This window comes from Vibrio sp. CB1-5 (assembly GCF_059412285.1).
The window spans coordinates 131,921-153,676 of record NZ_JBJHPB010000008.1 but is presented as its reverse complement, the minus strand read 5'-3'; the positions used below and the strand labels follow the sequence as shown (position 1 = coordinate 153,676).

Below are 21,756 nucleotides of genomic sequence, written 5' to 3'. Positions count from 1 at the left end.
GTAGCCAAGCTACCCCTTTTTCTTTATGCGATCACTAACTCTAATTATGACGTCTGTGTCTGAGTCGACGCAGAATCTGCTTCTTGAGCCGCTTCAGGCTTTCTACCTGTTTTGCGCTCGTATCTACCTTCCCAGTAATCTGCGTTTTTGATGCCAAGTGCAACAGGGTTAAACGTATACTCTTCAACCCCTTCTTTTTGCTGCTTCTCGTAATCCTTAAGCGCAACGATGGCTGGTTTCGCGATGAAGAAGATAATTAAGATGCCGACAATGTTTAGCCATGCCATGAGACCTACACCGACATCACCCATTGCCCAAGCTAGGTTTGCTGCTTTCACCGTGCCGTAGAACACCGAGGTGATCAAAACCAGCTTCAATAGGAACATTAGGCCGTTTACCTTAAAGGTGCGGCGAATGTAAGCAATGTTGGTTTCTGCAATGTAGTAGTATGCCAAGATAGTCGTAAAGGCGAAGAAGAACAGTGCAAATGCAATGAACAGTTTACCAACACCAGGCATGGTGCTTTCAATTGCTAGCTGAGTGAAAGCAGGGCCGTTAGCGCCGACCGTTTCTGCTAGGTTTTGAACCAGGAATGTGCTCTCAGGACCGTGGACGTTGTATGCGCCAGTGATAAGAATCATAAACGCCGTTGCAGAACAAACCAGCAACGTATCGATGTAGATAGAGAAAGATTGAACCAAACCTTGCTGCGCAGGGTGATCAACGTTTGCCGCTGCCGCTGCGTGAGGACCTGTACCTTGACCTGCTTCATTAGAGTAAACGCCACGCTTAACACCCCAACCAATCGCAGCACCAAAGCCAGCCATTGGGGTGAAAGCATCGCCGAGAATCATACCCACGATACGTGGCACTTCACCGATGTTCAGAAGAATGATCACAAATGCAATGATGATGTACGCCAGCGCCATGAAAGGAACAACTATCTGCGTGAAGTGCGCGATACGTTTTACGCCACCAAAGATGATGAATGCGAGAATGATAGAGATGACAGCGCCAGTGAAAATTTTGGCAAAACTGATGGTACCGATCGCTGTTTCAATCATTGCGCCTGTGCCAAAGGCAGTTTCAACGGCATTACCAATACTGTTTGATTGAACACCTGGAAGAAGCACACCACATGCAAAGATAGTCGCAATTGCGAAGATCCACGCGTACCACTTCTGACCCATGGCTTTTTCAATATAGTAAGCAGGACCACCACGGAACTCGCCCTGGTCTTCCTCTTTATAGATTTGCGCCAGTGTAGATTCGATGTAGGCGGTCGCAGCACCGAAGAAGGCCACCATCCACATCCAGAAAACCGCACCAGGACCACCAAAACCGATAGCCGCTGCGACACCCGCGATGTTACCTGTACCAACGCGTCCAGACAGCGAAACGGCCAGTGCTTGGAATGATGAAATACCTTTCTCTGAGCTCTTGCCTGATAGTAGTAGACGCCACATTTCGAAGAAATGACGGACTTGTACAAATCGAGTAAGAATGGAGTAGAAAAGGCCAGCACCAAGACATAAATAAATAAGAGCGGGACTCCAGATAATCCCATTTAAAAAATCAACTAAAGACTGCATAGTTCTTCCCTGTAAAGCTTGGGATGAGGTCGAAGCTCAGCGACTCATGGTCTGATTGTTCGACATCATTTGTTGATGCTCATCCTTTATCAATCGTCCTTGCTTGCACGAAAAGCATGACAAAGGTAAGCGCGAAGTGTTTGAACCTAACAAACACGAGACGACATCCTAACCAACTTTGTTGCCAATGTTAAACCTAGTTGTAAATATTGTGTTAACGCGTGACTTTGGGCACAAAATCCGAAGTGGGGCTTGTGGATGTGATTTTTGTTTGTTAAGTGACCAGTAGAGAGATGAAAAAATGCCGACTATAGGGTCGGCATTGAGGGTTTATTTTGTATCAAGACCTTGCTGCCAGAAGGCAATTTCCATTCTTGTGGCCGTTTTAAACACTTGTATGAGTTCTTGGCCTCTTTGGCTATCGAACTCAATCTCTTTGAGTAGTTTGTCTAAACGTTCAATACTCACCTGAACCCCGGATTGAAAATCTTCACCAGCGTAAAGCTCAATCCAACTACGATAGGGGTTGCCTTCCAATACCGTTGTTGGCGACTCAATCAGCGCTTTACCGATGACAGCATAACCAATCGCACAAGGGGCGAGTGCCGCGTAAAGATCGACAAGCTCACCTGTCATGCCTGCATCGAGTACATAGCGGGTATAAGCTACGGTACCAAAGTCTTCAGTTTCTGCTTCCATATCCGCTTCGGTGATGCCCCATTGACTGCAATAGGAGACGTGATGACCAATTTCAGACTCAAGAAGCGCCGCCACGCTCGGTACAGCTTCTCGCATTTGCGTCAGTGTTTTCGCTTTATAGATAGCCAGCGCATAGGCTCTGGCATATTGCTTGAGAAATAGAAAGTCTTGCTTGAGGTAGTGCAGGTAGGCTTTCTGCTCAAGTTGACCTTTAGCCAGTTGCTGCACAAATTCATGCTCGGTATAGCCAAGCCATTCTGCACGGCAGGCATTGATAAGATCTTGGTGGTTCATAGTCGCTCCTAAAGTACCGGTACCATCGTTTGGGCAGTCGGCTTGTTAGAGATGATCTTGTGTTGGTACATAAACTCCGTGAACGCATCGTACTTGGCAGTATCAACAGCCGATGGACGCAGTGCAAATCGCGTTAGAGTGTCGCGCCATGCTCGTTTGTTCAATTCGTTGTTCAGTGTGGCTGGCGCGTAAGCGACAAATTCTTTCCAAGACTCTTGAGGGTGATTGACGATGTAAGTTGTGGCTTTTTCAATCGCGCGGTTAAATTTGGCAATCGCTTGTTTGTCATAGCTGTTTGCATTCGCTACAAATACCAACTCTTCATAGGTTGGAACCCCATGTTCTTCTGGGAAAAACGCTTTTGGTTTGAAGCCTTCCAGCTCTAGCTGGTTAGTTTCGAAGTTTCGTAGACCGCCCCAAATCGCATCTACTTTGCCGGATGCCAATGACGATGACAGTGCCCAGCCTACATTGATGATCTGAACATCTTTGTACTCAACACCCTCAGTTTTTAGCATAGTGCCAATGGTTGCTTCTTCATTGCCAGCGATAGCAATGCCTATTTTTTTGCCTTTGAGATCGGCGAGAGAGTTAATTTTGCCATTGTCTAACACCATCATAGTATTGAGCGGGGTAGCGATAAGCGTTGCGCTACGAATAAGTGGCAGCCCGGCAGCAACATCAATGGTTAGACTGGTCTGGTAAGATACCGCCATGTCCACTTTGCCAGCAGCAACCAATTTTGCTGGCGTACTCGGATCCGCCGGCTCTTGAATGTTGACTTTAAGGCCTTGCTCTTCAAAGTAGCCGCGCTCTTTCGCAATTACAATCGGGCCATGGTTTGGGTTGACGAACCAGTCAAGCATCAGCGTGATAGATTTATCGGCTGCGTTGGCCGCGAATGTGGTTATGGCAGTGAGCAGAGCAGCCAAAGCCTTCTTAGAGGTGAATGTCATGTGTTTTCCTTTTGACTTTAGTTATTTTCCCAAGGGATCAGACGCTTTAGCGCCCAGTCGGTAATGAAGTAAAGAGAGACGGAGACCGCCGCCAAAATAAACAGCGCAGCAAACATTTCATCAATGAGCATGCGAGCATTGCTTTGTAGCATGAGATAGCCAAGCCCTTTGCTCGAGCCGACCCATTCACCTGCTACCGCGCCAATCGGTGCAACTACAACCGCAACGCGAATACCCGATGCAAGCACTGGCAGAGAAGCGGGGAGGCGGATATGCCAAAGCTGACGCCAACGGTTGGCGCCCATCGTCTGCGAGAGATCGAGGTAACCCATTGGAGTATTTCGTAACCCGTCGTAACAACAGGTCGTGACCGGAAAGAAAATAATCAGCGCCGCCATGACAACCTTAGAAGCGATACCATAACCTAACCACAGCATCAAAATAGGTGCCAACGCGAATACTGGGATGGCTTGGCTGGTAATTAAGATCGGTAGCAGCCAGCGTTTTACTGGCTGGAACAGCAGCATTTGAAGGGCAAAGAATAGCCCCATCGAGACACCCAGTAGCAGCCCCAATAAGATTTCTTGGCTAGTCACCCAAGTATGTTTGAGCAAGACATCATGTCGTTCTATAAGCTTTACAAAAACAGCTTCTGGAGCCGGTAAGATGAAACTTGGCATCTCGAAAATAACGACGATGCCCTTCCAGAGAGCCAAGATGATCACCAAGCTTATAAGCACTCGCATCATGGCACTTAATCCCTGATTTGACGCCTGCTTTTGGCTCCGGTTGGCGATATCAGCGAGTGGCGTCATTGTAAGCCTCCCGATGCTGATTCAATATGCGAACCTGCTAGGTGCTCGAGAATGGATTGCTGAATCTTGGCAAACTCACCATCGATACAGCGAGGGATTACTTGCTTGGGAGGCGCGATGCTATGCAGCCTGGCTGGAGTGCCGTTCATCACCAAGATTTGCTCTCCCAATCGCAGCGCTTCTTGAGGGTCGTGGGTAATAAGCAATACGGTTTTGTCTTTGAGTAAAGCCGCAGCAAGCTCCTGCAACTTATGACGTGTGACTGCATCAAGGGCTGAGAATGGCTCATCCATCAATACTACGGGTTTGTCTTGCATTAATGTGCGAGCTAGTGCAACACGTTGTCGCTGACCGCCGGACAGCTCCGCAGGTCTTGCTGCTGCTTTCTCGACTAGACCCACTTGCTCAAGTAGTGAAAGCGCTTTTTGGCGAGTGGGGTCATCGACTTTGTTACCATTGAGCCTAGAAGCGAGGCACACATTGTCGATAACGCTGAGCCAAGGCAGCAGAAGATCTTGCTGCGCCATATAGACGATTTGCCGAGAGAGCTCGGTCAGATTTGGTGTAAACCCTACAGCACGAAAGTCGACTTTATCGCTAAGTAGTCCTGCTAAATAGCGTAATAGCGTCGACTTTCCGCAGCCACTTGGACCGAGTATCGCGGTCCAAGTGCCTGCACTAAACTCAACGTTGAGTTCAGCAAATATCGGCGCCTCATCTCCTAGATAAGTCAGGGTCGCACCTTGTATGCGAATAGGTGTCATCGCTTTAAGCGTCTTTATTGAGCGCGTAAAAGTGGTGTACCGGGCCGTGACCTTTACCAATGTCGAGTTCATCGGCGTGCGCTATCGCCTGAGTAATATAGTCCTTGCCATGTTCAACCGCTTCGCTCAGCCCATGACCTTGAGCAAGGAAGGACGCAATGGCCGAGCTTAATGTACAGCCAGTACCGTGGGTATTTTTAGTAGCAATTCGCTTGGTCTCGAAATGCTCAACATTTTCCGCCGTGATAAGTAGATCGTTGCTGCTTTGCTCGGATTCTAAATGCCCACCCTTAAGCAAAATGGCGGTTGTCTCTAGGCTACGCAAGGAATCTATCAACGCTTCCATCTGTTGCTGAGACTGTGGAACGTTGGTACCTAACAGAGCAGCACCTTCTGGAAGGTTAGGCGTGATAACAGTCGCCAGTGGCAGTAGCTCCGACTTTAGTGCATTAATAGCCGAGTTCTCGAGTAGCAAATCGCCGCTGGTGGCGACCATCACCGGGTCTAAAACCACATACTTTGGCTGGTATTCGCGAAGTTTTTCTGCCACAGCACCGATGATTTTGGCATCAGCAAGCATGCCGATTTTGACTGCGACAACATTGAGATCGGTGAATACGGCGTCAAGCTGTGCTTTTACGAATTCGGGAACGATACCTAAAATACCAGTCACGCCTTGTGTATTTTGTGCCGTCAGTGCGGTAATAACAGAGCAAGCGTAAGCGCCCGTCGCTGAAATAGCTTTGATGTCTGCTTGAATGCCTGCGCCGCCGCCAGAATCGGAACCTGCGATGGTTAAGACAATTGGAGTGTTTTGAGATGTTGTCGCCATAAATGCTCCTTACTTGCGAAAGAGATCCATAGCGATTTGAAAGACGCTGATTACAGCATCTTTGCTTTCTATAGTTCCCTACGCCAGTACTAACTGAATCAGGTTCAACGGGTCTCACCATGTGGTGATCTCAGCAAAAATGCCCCCCGACTAATAAGGATGTCATTGTCATATAAGCGCGGCGATTTTTCCAGTTTTAACGAATAACAACACATTGTTTGTGTCTCAGAGCAACTTTTATTCCTTGGGTGAATGCGTGCGCCTGCCTGAATGCTTTTACCAAATCCTTTAGTGTTAATCACTTATGTTGAGATTGAATTGAGAGGAAAGTTCTGGGTACAGGGTTGGATACTGAATGAAACTGTGTGAGACAAGTAAGTTAATTTTGAGTGGTGACTCGAAGTGAATTTTATTTTTGCGCAAAAAATAAACGCACCAGCCTATTAATAATTACCGATGTTCACACTTTGTTAACGTGTGTGAGCAGAGATACTTTTCGTCTTTCAAGGAAAGAGAATGACAATGAAAAAATTATTATTAGGCTTATCTGCTGTTACGTTGGCAGTAAGTCAAGGCGCTGTTGCTGCTCCAGCGGCACCGTCTATCGACGTCTATGGCTCAAACAACCTCCAGTTTTCAAAAATTCAACTCGCGATGGAAACCACCTCTGGTTATAACCAGATGGTGCAGTACAAAGATGCCGCAGACATTATCATCCAGTTCAACCAATGGAGTGGAACAACTGGCGATACATATAATATTTATTTCGACGGAGTTAAAGTGGCTACCGGTCCAATCTCAGGCAGTCAAACACTGGCGAAGTTTAACTATGCACAGGGTGGTCGCTATCAAGTAGAGATTGAAGCATGTGATGCGACAGGCTGTTCACGCAGTGCCCCTGCTGAGCTGATTGTTGCCGATACTGACGGGGCACATCTACCGCCACTGACAATGAATGTGGATCCAAACAACAAAACGTTTAATACCGATCCAAATACGGTTGTCGGCACTTACTTTGTCGAGTGGGGCATCTATGGGCGTAAATTTACAGTAGACAATATCCCCGTCGATAATCTTACGCATATTATTTATGGTTTCATTCCAATCTGTGGACCAAATGAATCGGTGAAATTTGTTGGTGGTAATAGCTTTAATGCCCTAAAAACCGCTTGTCAGGGAATGCCTGACTACGAAGTCGTGATTCATGACCCATGGGCTGCATATCAAAAAAGCTTCCCGCAAGCGGGGCACGAGTACAGTTCTCCAATTAAGGGGAACTATGCCATGATGATGGCGCTTAAACAGCGTAACCCGGACTTAAAAATTCTTCCTTCTATTGGAGGCTGGACACTTTCAGATCCTTTCTACAGTTTTACAGATAAAGCCAATCGTGACGTCTTCGTCGCGTCTGTAAAGCGCTTCCTACAAACTTGGAAGTTCTATGATGGCGTGGATATCGACTGGGAATATCCTGGTGGACAAGGTGCGGCGCCTAATCTTGGCGATCCATTGCGTGATGGCGATGCCTACGCAGCCTTAATGCAAGAGCTGCGTATGATGCTTGACGAATTGTCAGCGGAAACTGGCCGTACTTATGAACTAACATCGGCAGTGGGTGTGGGCTATGACAAAATTGAAGACGTAAACTATGTCGATGCAGTCCCTCATATGGACTACATATTCGCGATGACCTACGACTTCTACGGTGGCTGGAACAACGTACCTGGTCACCAAGCGGCGCTTTATTGCGGTAACTTTATGCGCCCTGGTCAGTGTTCTGGTAATGGCGTTGATGCGGATGGTGTCCCTTACAAAGGCCCAGCGTACACAACCGACAACGGAATCCAATTACTGCTAGCGAAAGGCGTACCAGCGAACAAACTGGTCGTCGGCGCAGCCATGTATGGTCGCGGCTGGGAAGGTGTCACACCTGATACTTTGACTGACCCAACCGATCCAATGACAGGTATTGCAACCGGTAAATTGAAAGGTTCAACAGCTCAGGGCGTGTGGGAAGATGGCGTTATCGACTACAAAGGTCTGAAAAAATTCATGATTGGTCCTAGCAATACTGGCATTAATGGTTATGAATACGGTTATGACGAGCTTGCTGAGGCGCCTTATGTTTGGAACCCTTCTTCGGGTGAATTGATTACATTTGACGATCCTCGCTCTGTGATTGCCAAAGGTCAGTACGTACGTGCAAATGGCTTTGCAGGTTTGTTCTCGTGGGAAATCGATGCCGACAACGGCGATATCCTTAATGCGATGCACGAAGGTCTAGCGGGGGGCACACCAGTTAACCGTGCACCGACTGCGAATGCTGGCGGTAATCAAACCGTAGTGGGGCCTGCTACTGCTATTCTGGATGGTTCTGGCTCTCGTTATAGCGATGGTTCGATTGTCAGCTACGCTTGGTCACAACCTGCGGGTCAGTCTCTCGTCGTGACTGGCGCGAATACCGCTCAGTTAAGTGTGGATGTGGCAGAAGTGACAGTGAGTGAGCAATACAGCTTTACACTGACAGTGACCGATAACGAAGGTGCCACAGACAGTGCCACAGTAACGCTAACGGTTAATCCCACAAGCACTACACCAGTGAACACTGCACCAGTGGCGGCCATTGCTGGCCCTACAATGGCGAATGCCAACGACGTTGTGATACTGGATGCATCTGGTTCAACTGACAAAGAAAATGACCCACTAACATTTATTTGGGAGACGCCAGCCGGACTGGCTGTAGTCACTAATGGTGCACAAGTGAGCTTTACGGCTCCAAGTGTTAATGTCGATACCGACTATGTGTTAACCGTTGCTGTGAGTGACGGCTCTCTTACATCAAGTCAGTCACAAACTGTGACGGTTAAAGCTGACACTGGCGGTGCAACATGCGCAGCTCCTTGGGATCCAACTGCTGTTTACACTGGTGGACAAGAGGTAACGTACCAAGGTCACGTGTATTCTGCTAAGTGGTGGACGCAAGGTGATGAGCCAAGCAAATCCGGTGAATGGGGCGTGTGGAAAGATCTAGGTTCATGTCAGTAACTCGATACTATTAAGTCATCATAGCTCGCAAGACGGTGTACTGGGTTGCATGACACCTCTCCACTGCACCTAGCGAGTTGTGATGGCGCCATAGTAAAACAGCCGCTCAGTAATGAGCGGCTGTTTCTATTTAGGTCTGCGTAGCTATTTTTAGTCTACGTGGCTATGCTGACTTTTCACTTGCTGCTAGGCGATATTGAACCATGTCTTCTATCGTTAGTACGGGCATATTGTGAAGCTTGCCAAAAGCGACGATTTCTGGCGCCTTGGCCATAGTGCCATCTGGATTGGTCACTTCACACAGAACGCCAAATGGAGATAGTCCCGCCATTTGCATCAGATCGATAGTGCCTTCAGTGTGACCACGACGAGTCAGTACACCGCCTTGCTTGGCACGAAGCGGGAAAACGTGGCCTGGACGCGCCAGATCTTCTGGACGGGCGCCAGGCTGGCAAGCGGTTTTGATGGTTGTGACGCGATCGGCTGCAGATACGCCAGTTGTCACGCCTACTTTAGCCTCAATAGAGACAGTAAAAGCAGTTTGGTTGGCGCTGTTGTTGTTTTCAACCATAGGTGGCAGGTCGAGCTGTTTGGCTTGCTCATCAGTCACGCATAGGCAAACAATACCGCTACACTCACGGATCATCAGTGCCATCTGTTGGTTAGTGAGATGATCAACGGAATAGATAATATCGCCTTCGTTTTCACGATCTTCGTCATCGAGTAGCAATACGCCACGGCCTTCGCGAAGCGCTTGTAGAGCAAGCTCAACACGCTCTAAGGGCGTGCCAAAGTCGGCAAGAAGTGAAGTTTGGTTCTGATTCATGGTAATACTCCTAAATTTAAGTACCAGAATCAGGGCATAGATATGGGGATGCACCAACATCATTATTGACGTGGTTTATCCAAAGATAGAGCTAAGCGATACGACCGTTAAAGCATCGAAAGGACAAGTGTCCCTCAATGGCAGTCATAACGCTAAAAATCGAGTTTAAGCGCAAATAGCCTATCCACCCGATCAATAACTGATAGGGTGACTCGATAGTCTTATCCTCTCCCATCCGGACTATAACCGTCGGCTCTGGATTCACACCAGATCTGCTGACCCTGATACTCTGTATCAGGCGCTCGCGGGCTTATCATGATGATTTACCGCCGGTGGGGAATTTCGCCCCGCCCTGAGAATAGATGAATGTCATTTCGACTTCTGAATGGTAACGATAATTCAGTCAGTTGAAAACCATAATGTGGCCTAATTCTTAGCTCTAACCTTTGCTAACAAAAACTTTAGGTTTGCGTCACAGAGCAGAAGGATAAAACACATTCGCATAACGGATTGTGAGCTACTATTCTCAAACACTCCTATAAAGACGCAGTTCGTCCCATCAAGCAAGAGAATACAATGGCGCTCCATCTAGAAACTGAACGACTTATCTTAAGAGATTTCGAACTTGGTGATATTGAATCGTGGCTACAAATTACCTCGCACCCCAAGTACCAGACCTTCTATCCAAAAGAAGAATGTTCCCCAGAGTTCAATGCGCACTTATTGGAAATGTTTGTTGAGCAGGCAAATCAAATTCCCCGCACTAAGTTTCAATTGGTGATTGAAGGCAAAGAGAGCCATCAAGTTATTGGTACTGTCGCATTTCGTTTAGAGCCTAACGACCAAGCCTCGATCGGATTTGGTCTGGCGGTAGATAGACAAGGACGAGGTCTCGCAGTGGAAGCGATGTCGACGCTTATCGCTTTTGGCCGTGAGCAGATGGGGGCAAACTGTATTTTTGCCGAGACCCGTGCTGGCAATAAAGCGGCGATTGCTGTTTGTGAGCGACTTGGTCTCCACAAAGTGAACAGTGAATCTGATGACCCCACTCAGATGAGCGTCATCCGTTTAGAGCGCTGCTATTGATTCGCTGTTAATGAGTGATAGACCAGTGTTACCCTAATCGAACTCAGTGCTAGATAGGGATAGACGATGCAACAACAATGCAAGATTTCGTTGCCAGGAAATAAAGAATACTCTCCAGCCGAGACGTTTGCTCAAATGTCTGCATGGTGTGAACAGCACCAAGTCACGCATGACCGTTATGGGGAAGGGGAGTTAATACAGAGTTTTGAGCAGAAGTTGGCAAAGCGACTTGGCTTTGAAGCGGGATTGTTTGTTATTACGGGTACCATGACCCAGCCAACGGCATTGCAGATCGCTTGTGAAATGAAGCGCAACAATAAGGTTGCTATGCATCCTTCAAGTCATATCCAATTGCATGAAAACCAAGGCTATCAGTTGCAGCAGCGTTTTAATTTGCTTCCCGTTGGCAAACCGTTTCAACCTTGGGTGCTGGAGGATTTAGTTAACATCCCAGACACTCTAGCGGCCGTACTTTACGAACTGCCGATGCGAGAAATCGGTGGGCAGTTGCCAAGCTTTGAAGAGCTATTACGCATTAAAGCTCACTGCGATCATAACGATATCCACTTACATATGGATGGTGCGCGACTGTGGGAAACCGCTGCTTACTATCAAAAGGATTACGCTGAGATATGCGAGGGCTTCGATTCGGCCTATGTCTCTATGTACAAAGGCATCGGCGGTCTAGGCGGTGCGATGTTACTCGGTGATCAAGCGTTTATCGATCAAGCCGCAGTATGGATGCACCGTCAGGGTGGCAGTGTCTATCATCGTACTCCTTATATCGTTGCAGCAGCTATGCAATTCGAACAAAGACTAGCCTTAATGCCGGCATTGTTCGAGCGCACCAAAACGGTCTATCAAATACTGGCAGATTTCCCATCTCTAACGCCAAATCCAGTCAAGCCACAAGCGAACATGCTGCATATCCACCTACCCATTAGCCAAGCTAAAGCAACAGGGCTTCGAGATAAGCTTGCCAAACAGCACAGCCTATGGATAGGCAACCCACAACAAGGCATGCTAGCCGAACAAAGCTATATTGAGTGGTACGTGGGAGATAGGTTACTGGACATGCCCGATGACGAACTAAGACGGTATCTTCAATTGATCGAGCAAGGGTGTGAATAGCGTTTAGTTGGCTGGCGGGAGTTGAATGATTGTCTTATTTGTATAAAATTCAATAATTTAAAACGGATGTTTGAATTTGGTGTTACATTGAATGTTACATGAAAATCCTACTTCAAAAGGAACTGAATCCGCGTCCGATATAACTTTTTGCTATTACGGGCTGGTGCTATCATAGCAAAATAATCTTAAAATTATCTGCAACCGCTAGTTACCAATAGGTGATCAGTTATTGCCGAGCAATGAGTTTAGCATACTCGATGATGACGGTATTAGACCAACTTTTAGACCAAAAGGTTTGAAGACTTTATTCAATATGTCTGTTTTGTAGTTACCACGATCATTCTCTATATCAGAGAGGGTTTTTCGGGACACATCTACGAGCTTTGCGTAAACATCTTGCTTTAAACCTAGCACATTGATCCGAAGCTCTTTTAGTGCCTGACCTTGGGTTAGTTCGCCAAACAATAGTTGTTTCACTATTTGATTTACTATCCTGCTGCGTTCGGCTGCTTTTGGAGGTAGAGTCTTTTTTGATGCCCTTTGAGAAGTGCGACCTCCAAGGTTAACAGTATCAGCCTTTACGTTGTCGTCGCTGTTTGTATTGTGGGGGCTAGAGACCTGTTTGCGATTATGTCGGAGACGATTAACGACATCATTTATAGATTCTTTGGATGACTTGTTATTATTGCTCATAACAGCCCCCATTTTTTCAATTTTTCAGGGATATGATTTAATCCAATCGCTGGCATTTTAATGATCTGCTCTGGAACCCCACGAACGATCAGTCTTTCTTTAAGCTCAAGACACTTTTCTGCGGTATCTTTAAGCTCGCTAAGTAAGAACTCACTCGGCACAAGGTCAGACAGTGATTCTGCTATACCGATAAAATTATAAGTGCCTCCAACTTCTAGTGGGGCTTTCCATTTTGTCGTTCTTGGAATACCTTCTGGATCGGCTTTCATTGGAGCAAAATCGTAGATTGGGGCTAACTTAATATAACCATCACCTTTTAAGAATGAGGTGTTTCTACCGTGGTTATCGCTATTACCAAATAGGATGTTGAGTAAGTCTCTCTTTACCCACTCTACAACAAAGCTTTGAACATCAAATTTATACCCTTGATGTTGCACCATATGACTATGGGTGATTTTTTGGATTAACGCTCTAATCGTCGCTTCATGTTCTAAAGTAACGCCTGATCCTTTATTCAAAATGGAGTAAACAGACTCCATTCCGAATTTTTCAATCTGTTGCTCTTCGTTAAAACGAATATCAAATCTAGGTAACCATAAAGAAGGGTAGTTTAATCCTTCTTCTAATCGCATATTTTGGATTGGTATGGTATCAAAACCCATAGCGGTGAGTTCGTGATAATAATGAAACTCAGCTCGAAGAATATTGCAGTCAACAGTGCTTCTTGAGCCTCTAGGATACTTGACTAAATAGTGTAGATCTTGGTTGGTGTTATCATCTTGATAAGGATCTATCCATATCTTACTTCGCTCTGTGATTTCTTTAGAGCAACGCAAGATTAGTTTTGGTGCTTCACCTCCTGCGCCTGTTGCACCGCCAGCCGCAGCCCCTCTTTGTTGAGCATAATCTAAAAAGTCACTTGCGCGGTTTTTTACATCGTCTAGAGAAAAGTAGAGGGTATCTGACTCTTCATAGCGTTCTGGTAGAGAGTCTTTTACTCGCAAGTTGCCGATAGGCGACATTGTGCCAAATTTTAGTAAAACATAGTCTTGTTCATCAATTGAAAGATCTTCAATGTCTAGGTGTTTGACCCAATAGCGTCTGCTTGCCCCACTTGGCATGATGTCATCAAGAAAAGTTAGCCATCCAGGCCGCCCCATGTCGTCAAAGAAAAAAGATACAGGCAGGTTCACTGATACGGCGTGTAGGTCATCTTTTTCGTGATGTTCTAATGCGTAGTCTCCGAGGTAATTGAGTTCAGTCACTCGGAAGTTGTTCTGTTCACTTTTAGGAAATGAAATGATAGCAATATCTAGCCATTCACCTTTGATAAAAGCTTGTATGTTTAACTCTTCCATTGAGGGCCCCATTCTTTTCATGAGTAGTATAATACTCATAAGGCTTGATTTTATCAATTAATGTATAAAATATTACTCATTAGTAGGCGGGGAAGCCTCTGTAGGCTTCCAGTTTGGAGCTCTGCTCGTTGTTCAAATTAGCATGGTAGCGTGGAGCATACTGTATTGCGTCGTGCTGATTAAGAGTTAGTTATTTCCATATGTGTTGTGGGTAAACAGAGGCCAATGTTCACGCTAAAAATAAATTTCATCGGTGATTGATTGGAAGAAGTATTTGCCAATAATGACACCTGTACTACTCATTGCTTTGGTTTTTCTTCATTTATGCAACCTTAACTACTCATTAGTTGTTTAAAGAGCTCGAGCCTGAGAAACAAAAGTAGGGAGTATCAGGTTCTGTTCATTTTTTTAGGTTTGTTCATAAAAAATGAACAGGGGAAGTAAATGAACACTTGATGCGTTTTTATCTCGAAGAGATTTCGCTAGCATACAAATGGCTATGACATTTGGGGCAGGTAGGTTGCCCTGGCAATGAAGCTTTCCATTGGCAGTTGCACATGATGCATTCGAATGTTGCTGTTCTTTTGGGTATCGGTGGCGGAGGAGTTATCGGCTTGTTTCTTGGCATAAGCCAAGGGTGACTGTGTAGAGAGGATGAACGGTCTCTAGAACTATAGTGACTAGTTGTTGAGTGAGGTTTGGGTTGATAGCTAGCGATAGCCGAGTTTAAACGTTGATATGCTGCTTTCTGCATTGACGCTTTTCGTGGATGAAATACCCAACTCTTAGATGGCAGGTCAGAACCATTGATAATGGTTCGTAAAGTGCGGTTCGCAATTTACGAACTAAGAAGTTTTTATCGTTTGAACTTCAGTGACTCTCGTAAGTGGCAACCTCCTCTGGCACATGCGTTAGCACACATACTCATACCTCCAGCCTTCACTCAACGCCCCCAATCAGGTGCTCAAGCAAGTATTCCGTGTAGTACAAAGGCATATCAATGTGTTCTGTTTCTGATGCTTGAGAGTCTTGAGCTCCCGTCAGCTTAATGGTTTTTCTGAGCATTCCTTACTTTCACGGTAAGATTGCACCAACAACTTTTAGGTTGTTAAAAGATGCCGTGACAACTTAAAAGTTGTTATTGGACTTATATACAACTAATATGTTGTTAGTGGAATTTGGTACAACTCTTTGGTTGTCTGGTGGGGAGAATGAAAAGCTTAGAAGAAATCTCAACCGTGCTCACTGAGCAGCGCAGAAAACTCGGTATTGAGCAAAAAGACATGTACATGCGAATCGGCATGAAGCAGCAGCAGTATCAGCGCATAGAAGCGGGTAGTGACGTGAAGTTATCGACTTTGCTTAGAGTGTTGGAAGGGCTTGATTTGGAACTTTCTATCTCGCCGAAGCAAAGCAAAGGGCATACCGCTCCAATAGAGGATGCTTTTAAAAGTCAGAGTCAAGAACCTAAAGGTGAGTCGTTGCACGACGATGAAGATGATCTAGGGTTTTGGTTTGGTTCTGAGGATAAATGATGAGTAAGCAGATAGAGAAGGTGGAAGGTCTAAAGATTCAGCTCCATGGTATCGATGTTGCTGTGATAGCCCATTATGCTGGTGGCAAAAATATACTGACCTTCAACCCTGACTTTGCCGCAATGCCTGATAATCTCCGACCAGTTTTTACTCTGAGGCAGATGCTTGACCCTACTTATTTGAACAAGCCGCAGATTAGAACCGATAAGATCCCTCCAGTCCTTTCCAATCTATTACCTGAGGGAGTATTAAGAGAACTGACCGCGAAAGCGCTTCGTTGCCACATCAACAATGAGTTTTCAATTCTTGCCTATCTTGGCTCCAACTTGCCGGGGGCAGTCATTGCCAAGCCGATTAAAGCGGGCGATGTACCCGTTTGGGCATTGGAGCAGCGTTTGTCGACAGAGCCCCAGCAAATAGATGTGAAACATGCTAACACCAAGTTCTCTCTAGCTGGCGTACAGATGAAGTTCTCGTCATCTCATGTGGATGGTCGTTACCATATTGATCAGGAAATATCTGAAGACATGTGGATTATCAAAACGCCGTCAACCGTCCACAAAGGTGTACCTGTTAATGAGTATAGCTGCATGAAATTGGCGGCGGCGGCGGCTGATATTCCTGAAGTGCGATTAATTGAGCTTAGTGAACTAGAGGGCTTGCCGAGTATTAGGTTGCCAGATGAGCAGTACGCTTACGGTATTAAACGGTTTGATCGCAGTAGTTCCGGTCGTATTCATACCGAAGACTTTGCTCAGGTTTTTGGCCTCTATCCGGCAGACAAGTACCAACGAGTCAATTATGAACAACTCGGCAACGTGCTGTATCGAACCAGTGCAGAGCGGCTGAAGGACATTCAGCAAATGGCAAGAAGGCTGCTTATCAATATCTTGCTCGGTAACGGTGATGCTCATTTGAAAAACTGGACGCTCATTTATAGCGATAGGCAATCTCCACGCTTGTCTCCGCTTTATGATGTGGTGTTTACTACACCCTATATCGAACACGATAACCTTGCTCTCAACATGGCGGGTACCAAGCAGTGGTTCGATATCACGATGGAGAGTTTTAAATTATGGTCAGAAAAAGTAGGTGCGCCTTGGGTTGCCATCAAGCCGCATCTTCTGGATGTAGTAGAAGTGGCGAGAACTCAATGGTTGGAACAGCTAAACGAGCTACCAATGTTGGATGAGCACAAGGCTGCTCTCATTCAGCATTGGAAGCAGTTGAGTGCGGATTTTCAGATTCTATGAAAAGCAGCACAGCATCAAGTATGAGCATGAAGCCTTGTTCTACAGTGTATGTTGTTATTTATCGGGCAAACCCTAGGTTTTGCCCGTTTTAATTGCCAAATGTCGCTTTTTGAAATGTGCATGTTTCAGTACCTTATTTTAGTACCAAACTGAACAACGACACTGAATTAAATTAAAAAAAAGGGCGATAACTCAGAGAGTTACCGCCCTTTCCAAACGTTTGGTGGAGCTGGCGGGAGGCTGAACAAAGTTACCATTTATCTATAATTATCAGTTGTTTAAATTGCTGTTTGTTTGTGTTTTTTCCGATTTTAGTACCTTAGAATAGACAGGAAGAGCGCCGATTACAATAGACTTTATCTTCTTGTTCTGAGGTTTCTTGTTCATTTATCCAACACGATTAATGTGGACGCCAGTTCAACTCCCATTTCAACCGTTCGATGATTTACTCACCTTCCATTTTTTATGTAGTGATACTAGCTACAAAAACGTACCAACTCGCCTTTCTACTACTAACGTCGCAAGACGGTGGTAGTAGAAATCGACGGTTTGACTAATTGAAAATGTGAGATACTTATCATTATTGATTCAAATCCAATACTTTTTCAAAAAACATTCTTCTCCTAAAAGCGATACCACGTTCAAAAAGTAAGCAAAAATACTTTTATATAGATTAGTGCACAAAAAAAATACTCAAATTTAGATTAGTGAAAAACAAAAATACTTTTTTTTAAATTAGTGCAATTACAAAATGCATAATTTTTCTAAGACGTCAACAGCTTATTTATAGTGAATTCTCGACTTGTTGATTAAGCGAGGAGAAGCAATTAAATTAAAAACCAGAGAGCAGATGATAGTAGCTCTGTTTAATAAGGTTTTGTTTAATGGTTGAGACAAGTTCAGTAGATATAAAAGATTTCAAATCTCTATACGCTAAGTATAAGAACTTTATCGGATTAAAAGAATTCAAAATACTATTTGAATTCTGCAAGTATAAAAAACATAAAAATGTATCAATTAAGACCGTAGAAGATCAGATGAATATGATCTGTAAAATGATATCCATAATTGATAAGAAAGTAAGTAAGTGGACTAAAGAGGATGCCTTAGATGTATATTACAAAATATACAAAATGCCAGACACTAGAAATTTCAAGTCAATAGATAAGACTAAAAGGTTATCTAACTTCTTTGATAATAATCATTGCGACTATAAAACAATTTCTATTTCTACTGCTAATAAAAGACTTGGCTACTTGAAAACTTATTTTGATTGGTTGGTTGAATATGGTTATTTGAAAAGAAATCTCATTAAGAACCTCAAACCTTTGTCTGATGTTAATAAAGATAGCTTGAAAAGAAAGGCATATACAGAGAAAGACCTGAAGGTAATCTTTTCAGATGAGATTTTTGGTACCAAGAGCAACGCTAGATCATACAAGTATTGGGTGCCAATAATAGCAGTTTTGATGGGGATGAGACAAAATGAGATCGCTCAGCTTTTCAAAAGGGATATTGTTTTTGAGGGTGGTTTATGGGCTGTATATATAAGGGCGGGTGGAGATGGCCAAAAGGTTAAAAATAAAAACTCAATACGAAAGATACCTGTTCATGGGAAGTTAATAGAACTTGGTTTTATTGATTTTGTAAACTCGATTGAAGAAGGTCAATTATTTAAAGAGTTGAAGTGGTGTAAGAAGAATAATTATAGTCGATATGTTTCACGATGGTTTAGTGAAAAGAAAAAGAGCTGGGGCTATGGCGAAGAATATAATTTTCATTCTTTTAGGCACTACCTTACAAATGAGATGAAGCAGAATGGAGAGAAATTATGTATAGCTTCAGAAATAACAGGTCATGGCTATGATAGTGTAGCTTATGAAAGATATGGCAAAGAATACTCACTGAAGGAGAAAAAGAGAGTCATAGAAAGAAGAACAAGTAAAGCAGTGAAGAAATTAAAAAGGATTTATCCAACGACCAATAAAACTATTGGTGAGAGGGTTTTGTCTAAGTTTTCAAACTTATTAAATAATAAGATTAGTTTCAATAGGATTTATAATGTTTAATTTTATTCGGTCATTATCTAACAAAAATAACCAAGGGAGTGAGAATTTATCAAATACTGATGAAACTCCTAAAGTAGTTGAGCCTAGCACAGATAAAGTAAAACCTGCATTAACGAGTGATATTCAGCCCCCAAAATTAGAGAACACAGGAATGTATGGGGTTCTAAAGAATGCTGTTGACACGATATGTGCAACTACAGAAGCACTACCTACAGCGTTGGCAACCGAGATTATGGCTTGGATTTCAGTGAGTATACCACGAGGAAGTGTATATATTCCTTTTGGGACAAGTAAGACAGAAGCTCGACTCAATACAATTATTGTTGCACCTACAGGTGAAGGTAAGGGTATAGCAACAAGACAGTTTTCTGCGGTCAGGAATCTAATCAGTAAAAGTCACCAAGACTTGTTTTGTCCTATATTTCAAGGCGGCCTATCAACACCTGAAGGGCTTATAAGTATGATTCGTGATACGGATTCAGATAATGAAGATAAGGGGTTAGAAGAGTCTTCGGGTAGTCAGCTTTTAGTCATTGAAGAGGAGATGGCTGCAATATTCAAATTGGCAAATAATCCCAATAGTAATTTTAGCCCATACTTTAGAGTTTTTTTTGATGGGACTAAGGTTGCTCCGTTGACTAAGTACAACAAAATCTCTTGTGAAGAGCCACACGTTGCTTTTTATGGGCATATTACCCCTCAAGAGTTACTAACAGTCGTTAAATCAGTAGATTTATATAATGGCTTTCTAAACCGCTTTCCAATTTACCATGCGAAGCGAGAGAAAAGCATTCCAATACCAGAGGCGATCTCAGAGAACTTAATTCAAGAGTTAGCAAGCGAGCTGATTGATATTCTTGATTGGGTTAAAGAAGAAGACCGGGAGATGCAACGTTCTAATTGCTTTAAATTGCTATGGGAAGAGAATTACGAGCGGTTACGAACTCTTGGTCAAGAAAATAGCGTTGAGAGAGCATTACTCAGCCGTGCTGCACATTATGCGACAATGTATTCTATGATCTTTGCGGTAATGGATAAAAGTATAGTTATTAACGCAGAGCACTTAAAGGCAGCACTAGCTTGGATCGACTATTGGCACCAATCAATTACTTACATATATAGCACTGAAAGTAAACGAGCTAAATATGCAGAATTAGAGGAAAAAGGGCAGAAAATTTTGGATGTTATTGTAAGGGAAATTCAAGCATCAGGGAAAGGTTATATTCGTAAAACTCCAATCACTAAAGCATTCAGTGGTAAGTATAAATCTCAAGAAATTAGTGAGATTATTGAATACTTGCAAAACAAAACCAACCCAAAAATTAAGGTAGAGAAGGAAGCTAGAAACTCTTTGAAAATAAGTTTGTGCTAGCTATTAATATTAAAATATTGAAACCTCAGAGTTGTCATAACAGTTCTGAGGTTTCTGTATTTAATTGATTATATTTTTATTCGATAATGACTCTATTTTCACAATGGTATTCCTTGTTGAGTCAGGAATGAAAATATCTTCAGCTATGCAGTGTAGGTATGATTTTCTAATTCTATTCAACTGTCTGTTCATTTGTTTTTTATTTTTTTCTTCAAATGCCAAAAACCACTTCTCCATCTGCTTAATCATACGGAGAAGGATTTTGTTCTTTGTGATATTACTATCAAGTTCTTGTTTGTTTGCTTTCCAGATTTCTAACTTTTTACCAGTATTTTTATGTTTTGGTGAATAATCTTCGATTCTATAGCCAAAGTTTTTAAGAACTGACGATGTATAAATGTTTTTTATTATCTTCGTAAACTGTTTACGTTGTAATTCTTTAAGTATCTTAAAATCATCACCATCAAAAACTACCTTTGGAAGTATCAAATGAATATGATCACCAGCTCCGACTTTGATGCTCTGATCTTGCTGGTGCAGTACCGCTCTAACACATGACTTAAATCGTTTAAACTCTTCCGATGTGAGCTTGCAATATTTCTGAGTATTAGCGCATATATCGTTTATTACGTTGCGCCATGATTTAGGATCAGGACGATATCCCTTTGGTAGCGTCAGACAAAATTCCATTGCGTAAGATTCTAACCTACGACCTCTGGATCTATTAACTGTTCGTCGAAGGTTAAATTGCTCGCCCATCAAAGCAATTCTTTTTGTTGTTAATTGATTCCCACAAATACTAATAATTTTTTCAGTATTTTTATGATTGGCATGGGTTGTTGATGTTAGGTATCTTTCTCGTAAAAAAAGCCCCTTGCTTTGCCATTTTACTGGCTGTGTTATTACCGTCCAATTATTCATCATTTATTAAGATGATAATAAGATTAATGCCATCATTCAAATATGTGATGGGTAGGTAGGGTTTCAAGATAGGACAAATCGCTGCGCTTGTTTTTTGTCCATCTTGTTGGGGCTTCCCCAATCCCCTTTTAATATGGTAAATATTTCACTAGTATTAAAATAAACTATGACTGTTATCGAACAAGCATTTGAACTGCAAAAAAAACATGATTTAGAAGAGCTTTTTGAAAGAAAATTTTTTGAAGGATGTATTAAATCTGGACTAATCACAGTTTCGGAAATAGAAGAAAAAGAAGGTAGGTATAATTACTTGAATAAGTTCTTCAAAATAAATAATAGCTCAATAGATTTGTATCATATTAGTGAGTCTCAATCGGAAGAAGTTACGTCTGCCGCAGAACTTGAAGAGAGGCTGTCTAACATTTTCAAGATACTATCGAAAAAGCTAATTGAATCTGTTCCTTTAGATGAACTATATAAATTAAACTAAAGGGTGAGACTAATACACGCAGAGC

General features: G+C 43.5%; 19 protein-coding genes and 2 riboswitches. Of the genes, 8 read left to right on the top strand and 11 right to left on the bottom strand.

Annotation, left to right across the window (positions count from 1 at the left end; all coding sequences use genetic code 11):
- Window positions 1–44: 44 nt before the first annotated feature.
- The 6 genes from ACJB0T_RS08545 to thiD all read right to left on the bottom strand — a co-directional run bounded on the left by ACJB0T_RS08545 (window position 45) and on the right by thiD (window position 5,952).
- Window positions 45–1,592: an alanine/glycine:cation symporter family protein gene (locus tag ACJB0T_RS08545; RefSeq protein ID WP_479288844.1), complete on the bottom strand. Its 1,548-nt coding sequence runs from the start codon at window positions 1,590–1,592 to the stop codon at window positions 45–47.
- Window positions 1,593–1,922: 330 nt separating this feature from the next.
- Entirely contained in the window at window positions 1,923–2,585 is a 663-nt protein-coding gene (gene tenA, locus ACJB0T_RS08540; protein WP_479288845.1) for a thiaminase II, read from the bottom strand.
- A gap of 8 nt (window positions 2,586–2,593) precedes the next feature.
- Window positions 2,594–3,541: an ABC transporter substrate-binding protein gene (locus tag ACJB0T_RS08535; RefSeq protein ID WP_479288846.1), complete on the bottom strand. Its 948-nt coding sequence runs from the start codon at window positions 3,539–3,541 to the stop codon at window positions 2,594–2,596.
- Window positions 3,542–3,558: 17 nt separating this feature from the next.
- Entirely contained in the window at window positions 3,559–4,356 is a 798-nt protein-coding gene (locus ACJB0T_RS08530) for an ABC transporter permease (RefSeq protein ID WP_479288847.1), read from the bottom strand.
- On the bottom strand, window positions 4,353–5,120 hold the full coding sequence (locus tag ACJB0T_RS08525; RefSeq protein WP_479288848.1) for an ABC transporter ATP-binding protein: 768 nt from the start codon (window positions 5,118–5,120) through the stop codon (window positions 4,353–4,355). Before ACJB0T_RS08525 ends, ACJB0T_RS08530 begins: the two co-directional genes overlap by 4 nt.
- Before the next feature lie 4 nt (window positions 5,121–5,124).
- Window positions 5,125–5,952 (bottom strand): bifunctional hydroxymethylpyrimidine kinase/phosphomethylpyrimidine kinase, encoded by an 828-nt coding sequence (thiD, locus tag ACJB0T_RS08520; protein ID WP_479288849.1) that lies wholly within the window; start codon window positions 5,950–5,952, stop codon window positions 5,125–5,127.
- 58 nt (window positions 5,953–6,010) lie between these two features.
- A riboswitch (TPP riboswitch) is annotated at window positions 6,011–6,111 on the bottom strand.
- Between the two features lie 363 nt (window positions 6,112–6,474).
- Between thiD and ACJB0T_RS08515 the strand changes: the two genes are divergently transcribed.
- Window positions 6,475–8,997 (top strand): glycosyl hydrolase family 18 protein, encoded by a 2,523-nt coding sequence (locus ACJB0T_RS08515; protein WP_479288850.1) that lies wholly within the window; start codon window positions 6,475–6,477, stop codon window positions 8,995–8,997.
- A gap of 163 nt (window positions 8,998–9,160) precedes the next feature.
- Here the strand turns inward: ACJB0T_RS08515 and ribB are convergent, their stop codons facing one another.
- Window positions 9,161–9,823 (bottom strand): 3,4-dihydroxy-2-butanone-4-phosphate synthase, encoded by a 663-nt coding sequence (gene ribB / locus ACJB0T_RS08510; RefSeq protein WP_338163636.1) that lies wholly within the window; start codon window positions 9,821–9,823, stop codon window positions 9,161–9,163.
- Between the two features lie 219 nt (window positions 9,824–10,042).
- A riboswitch (FMN riboswitch) is annotated at window positions 10,043–10,187 on the bottom strand.
- A gap of 212 nt (window positions 10,188–10,399) precedes the next feature.
- Here ribB and ACJB0T_RS08505 point away from each other — a divergent pair.
- Both ACJB0T_RS08505 and ACJB0T_RS08500 read left to right on the top strand, forming a co-directional pair.
- On the top strand, window positions 10,400–10,909 hold the full coding sequence (locus tag ACJB0T_RS08505; RefSeq protein ID WP_479288851.1) for a GNAT family N-acetyltransferase: 510 nt from the start codon (window positions 10,400–10,402) through the stop codon (window positions 10,907–10,909).
- A gap of 66 nt (window positions 10,910–10,975) precedes the next feature.
- Window positions 10,976–12,040, top strand: a complete 1,065-nt coding sequence (locus ACJB0T_RS08500) for a threonine aldolase family protein (protein WP_479288852.1) — start codon at window positions 10,976–10,978, stop codon at window positions 12,038–12,040.
- Between the two features lie 222 nt (window positions 12,041–12,262).
- Here ACJB0T_RS08500 and ACJB0T_RS08495 read toward each other — a convergent pair whose 3' ends face one another.
- The 3 genes from ACJB0T_RS08495 to ACJB0T_RS08485 all read right to left on the bottom strand — a co-directional run bounded on the left by ACJB0T_RS08495 (window position 12,263) and on the right by ACJB0T_RS08485 (window position 15,156).
- Window positions 12,263–12,745: a helix-turn-helix transcriptional regulator gene (locus ACJB0T_RS08495; protein ID WP_479288853.1), complete on the bottom strand. Its 483-nt coding sequence runs from the start codon at window positions 12,743–12,745 to the stop codon at window positions 12,263–12,265.
- Window positions 12,730–14,091 carry a type II toxin-antitoxin system HipA family toxin gene (locus ACJB0T_RS08490; RefSeq protein ID WP_479288854.1) on the bottom strand — a complete coding sequence of 454 codons (1,362 nt, stop codon included), beginning with the start codon at window positions 14,089–14,091 and terminating at the stop codon, window positions 12,730–12,732. Before ACJB0T_RS08490 ends, ACJB0T_RS08495 begins: the two co-directional genes overlap by 16 nt.
- A gap of 939 nt (window positions 14,092–15,030) precedes the next feature.
- A complete protein-coding gene (locus ACJB0T_RS08485; protein WP_479288855.1) occupies window positions 15,031–15,156 on the bottom strand; it encodes a hypothetical protein in 126 nt (41 codons plus the stop codon).
- Between the two features lie 146 nt (window positions 15,157–15,302).
- On the opposite strand from ACJB0T_RS08485, the gene ACJB0T_RS08480 reads away from it, so the two are divergent.
- From ACJB0T_RS08480 to ACJB0T_RS08465, 4 genes are all read left to right on the top strand, one after another.
- Window positions 15,303–15,626 (top strand): helix-turn-helix domain-containing protein, encoded by a 324-nt coding sequence (locus ACJB0T_RS08480; protein WP_353497956.1) that lies wholly within the window; start codon window positions 15,303–15,305, stop codon window positions 15,624–15,626.
- On the top strand, window positions 15,626–16,879 hold the full coding sequence (locus ACJB0T_RS08475) for a type II toxin-antitoxin system HipA family toxin (RefSeq protein WP_479288856.1): 1,254 nt from the start codon (window positions 15,626–15,628) through the stop codon (window positions 16,877–16,879). The genes ACJB0T_RS08480 and ACJB0T_RS08475 overlap by 1 nt, the downstream gene beginning before the upstream one ends.
- An 884-nt stretch (window positions 16,880–17,763) precedes the next feature.
- Window positions 17,764–18,948 carry a site-specific integrase gene (locus tag ACJB0T_RS08470; RefSeq protein WP_479288857.1) on the top strand — a complete coding sequence of 395 codons (1,185 nt, stop codon included), beginning with the start codon at window positions 17,764–17,766 and terminating at the stop codon, window positions 18,946–18,948.
- Complete coding sequence (locus ACJB0T_RS08465; RefSeq protein WP_274058796.1) at window positions 18,941–20,320, top strand: YfjI family protein; 1,380 nt, start codon at window positions 18,941–18,943, stop codon at window positions 20,318–20,320. The genes ACJB0T_RS08470 and ACJB0T_RS08465 overlap by 8 nt, the downstream gene beginning before the upstream one ends.
- Before the next feature lie 60 nt (window positions 20,321–20,380).
- Here the strand turns inward: ACJB0T_RS08465 and ACJB0T_RS08460 are convergent, their stop codons facing one another.
- A complete protein-coding gene (locus tag ACJB0T_RS08460) occupies window positions 20,381–21,244 on the bottom strand; it encodes a hypothetical protein (RefSeq protein WP_479288858.1) in 864 nt (287 codons plus the stop codon).
- 163 nt (window positions 21,245–21,407) lie between these two features.
- Here ACJB0T_RS08460 and ACJB0T_RS08455 point away from each other — a divergent pair, with 163 nt between their 5' ends.
- On the top strand, window positions 21,408–21,731 hold the full coding sequence (locus ACJB0T_RS08455) for a hypothetical protein (protein ID WP_479288859.1): 324 nt from the start codon (window positions 21,408–21,410) through the stop codon (window positions 21,729–21,731).
- Window positions 21,732–21,756: the final 25 nt, after the last annotated feature.

Coding starts and splice junctions, on each gene's coding strand:
- ACJB0T_RS08535 (WP_479288846.1), bottom strand. CDS start 3,541: ATGACATTCACCTCTAAGAAGGCTTTGGCTGCTCTGCTCACTGCCATA.
- ACJB0T_RS08500 (WP_479288852.1), top strand. CDS start 10,976: ATGCAACAACAATGCAAGATTTCGTTGCCAGGAAATAAAGAATACTCT.
- ACJB0T_RS08545 (WP_479288844.1), bottom strand. CDS start 1,592: ATGCAGTCTTTAGTTGATTTTTTAAATGGGATTATCTGGAGTCCCGCT.
- ACJB0T_RS08485 (WP_479288855.1), bottom strand. CDS start 15,156: ATGCTCAGAAAAACCATTAAGCTGACGGGAGCTCAAGACTCTCAAGCA.
- ACJB0T_RS08455 (WP_479288859.1), top strand. CDS start 21,408: ATGACTGTTATCGAACAAGCATTTGAACTGCAAAAAAAACATGATTTA.
- ACJB0T_RS08495 (WP_479288853.1), bottom strand. CDS start 12,745: ATGGGGGCTGTTATGAGCAATAATAACAAGTCATCCAAAGAATCTATA.
- ACJB0T_RS08515 (WP_479288850.1), top strand. CDS start 6,475: ATGAAAAAATTATTATTAGGCTTATCTGCTGTTACGTTGGCAGTAAGT.
- ACJB0T_RS08490 (WP_479288854.1), bottom strand. CDS start 14,091: ATGGAAGAGTTAAACATACAAGCTTTTATCAAAGGTGAATGGCTAGAT.
- ACJB0T_RS08505 (WP_479288851.1), top strand. CDS start 10,400: ATGGCGCTCCATCTAGAAACTGAACGACTTATCTTAAGAGATTTCGAA.
- ACJB0T_RS08480 (WP_353497956.1), top strand. CDS start 15,303: ATGAAAAGCTTAGAAGAAATCTCAACCGTGCTCACTGAGCAGCGCAGA.
- ACJB0T_RS08465 (WP_274058796.1), top strand. CDS start 18,941: ATGTTTAATTTTATTCGGTCATTATCTAACAAAAATAACCAAGGGAGT.
- thiD (WP_479288849.1), bottom strand. CDS start 5,952: ATGGCGACAACATCTCAAAACACTCCAATTGTCTTAACCATCGCAGGT.
- ACJB0T_RS08460 (WP_479288858.1), bottom strand. CDS start 21,244: ATGATGAATAATTGGACGGTAATAACACAGCCAGTAAAATGGCAAAGC.
- ACJB0T_RS08525 (WP_479288848.1), bottom strand. CDS start 5,120: ATGACACCTATTCGCATACAAGGTGCGACCCTGACTTATCTAGGAGAT.
- ACJB0T_RS08530 (WP_479288847.1), bottom strand. CDS start 4,356: ATGACGCCACTCGCTGATATCGCCAACCGGAGCCAAAAGCAGGCGTCA.
- tenA (WP_479288845.1), bottom strand. CDS start 2,585: ATGAACCACCAAGATCTTATCAATGCCTGCCGTGCAGAATGGCTTGGC.
- ACJB0T_RS08475 (WP_479288856.1), top strand. CDS start 15,626: ATGAGTAAGCAGATAGAGAAGGTGGAAGGTCTAAAGATTCAGCTCCAT.
- ACJB0T_RS08470 (WP_479288857.1), top strand. CDS start 17,764: ATGGTTGAGACAAGTTCAGTAGATATAAAAGATTTCAAATCTCTATAC.
- ribB (WP_338163636.1), bottom strand. CDS start 9,823: ATGAATCAGAACCAAACTTCACTTCTTGCCGACTTTGGCACGCCCTTA.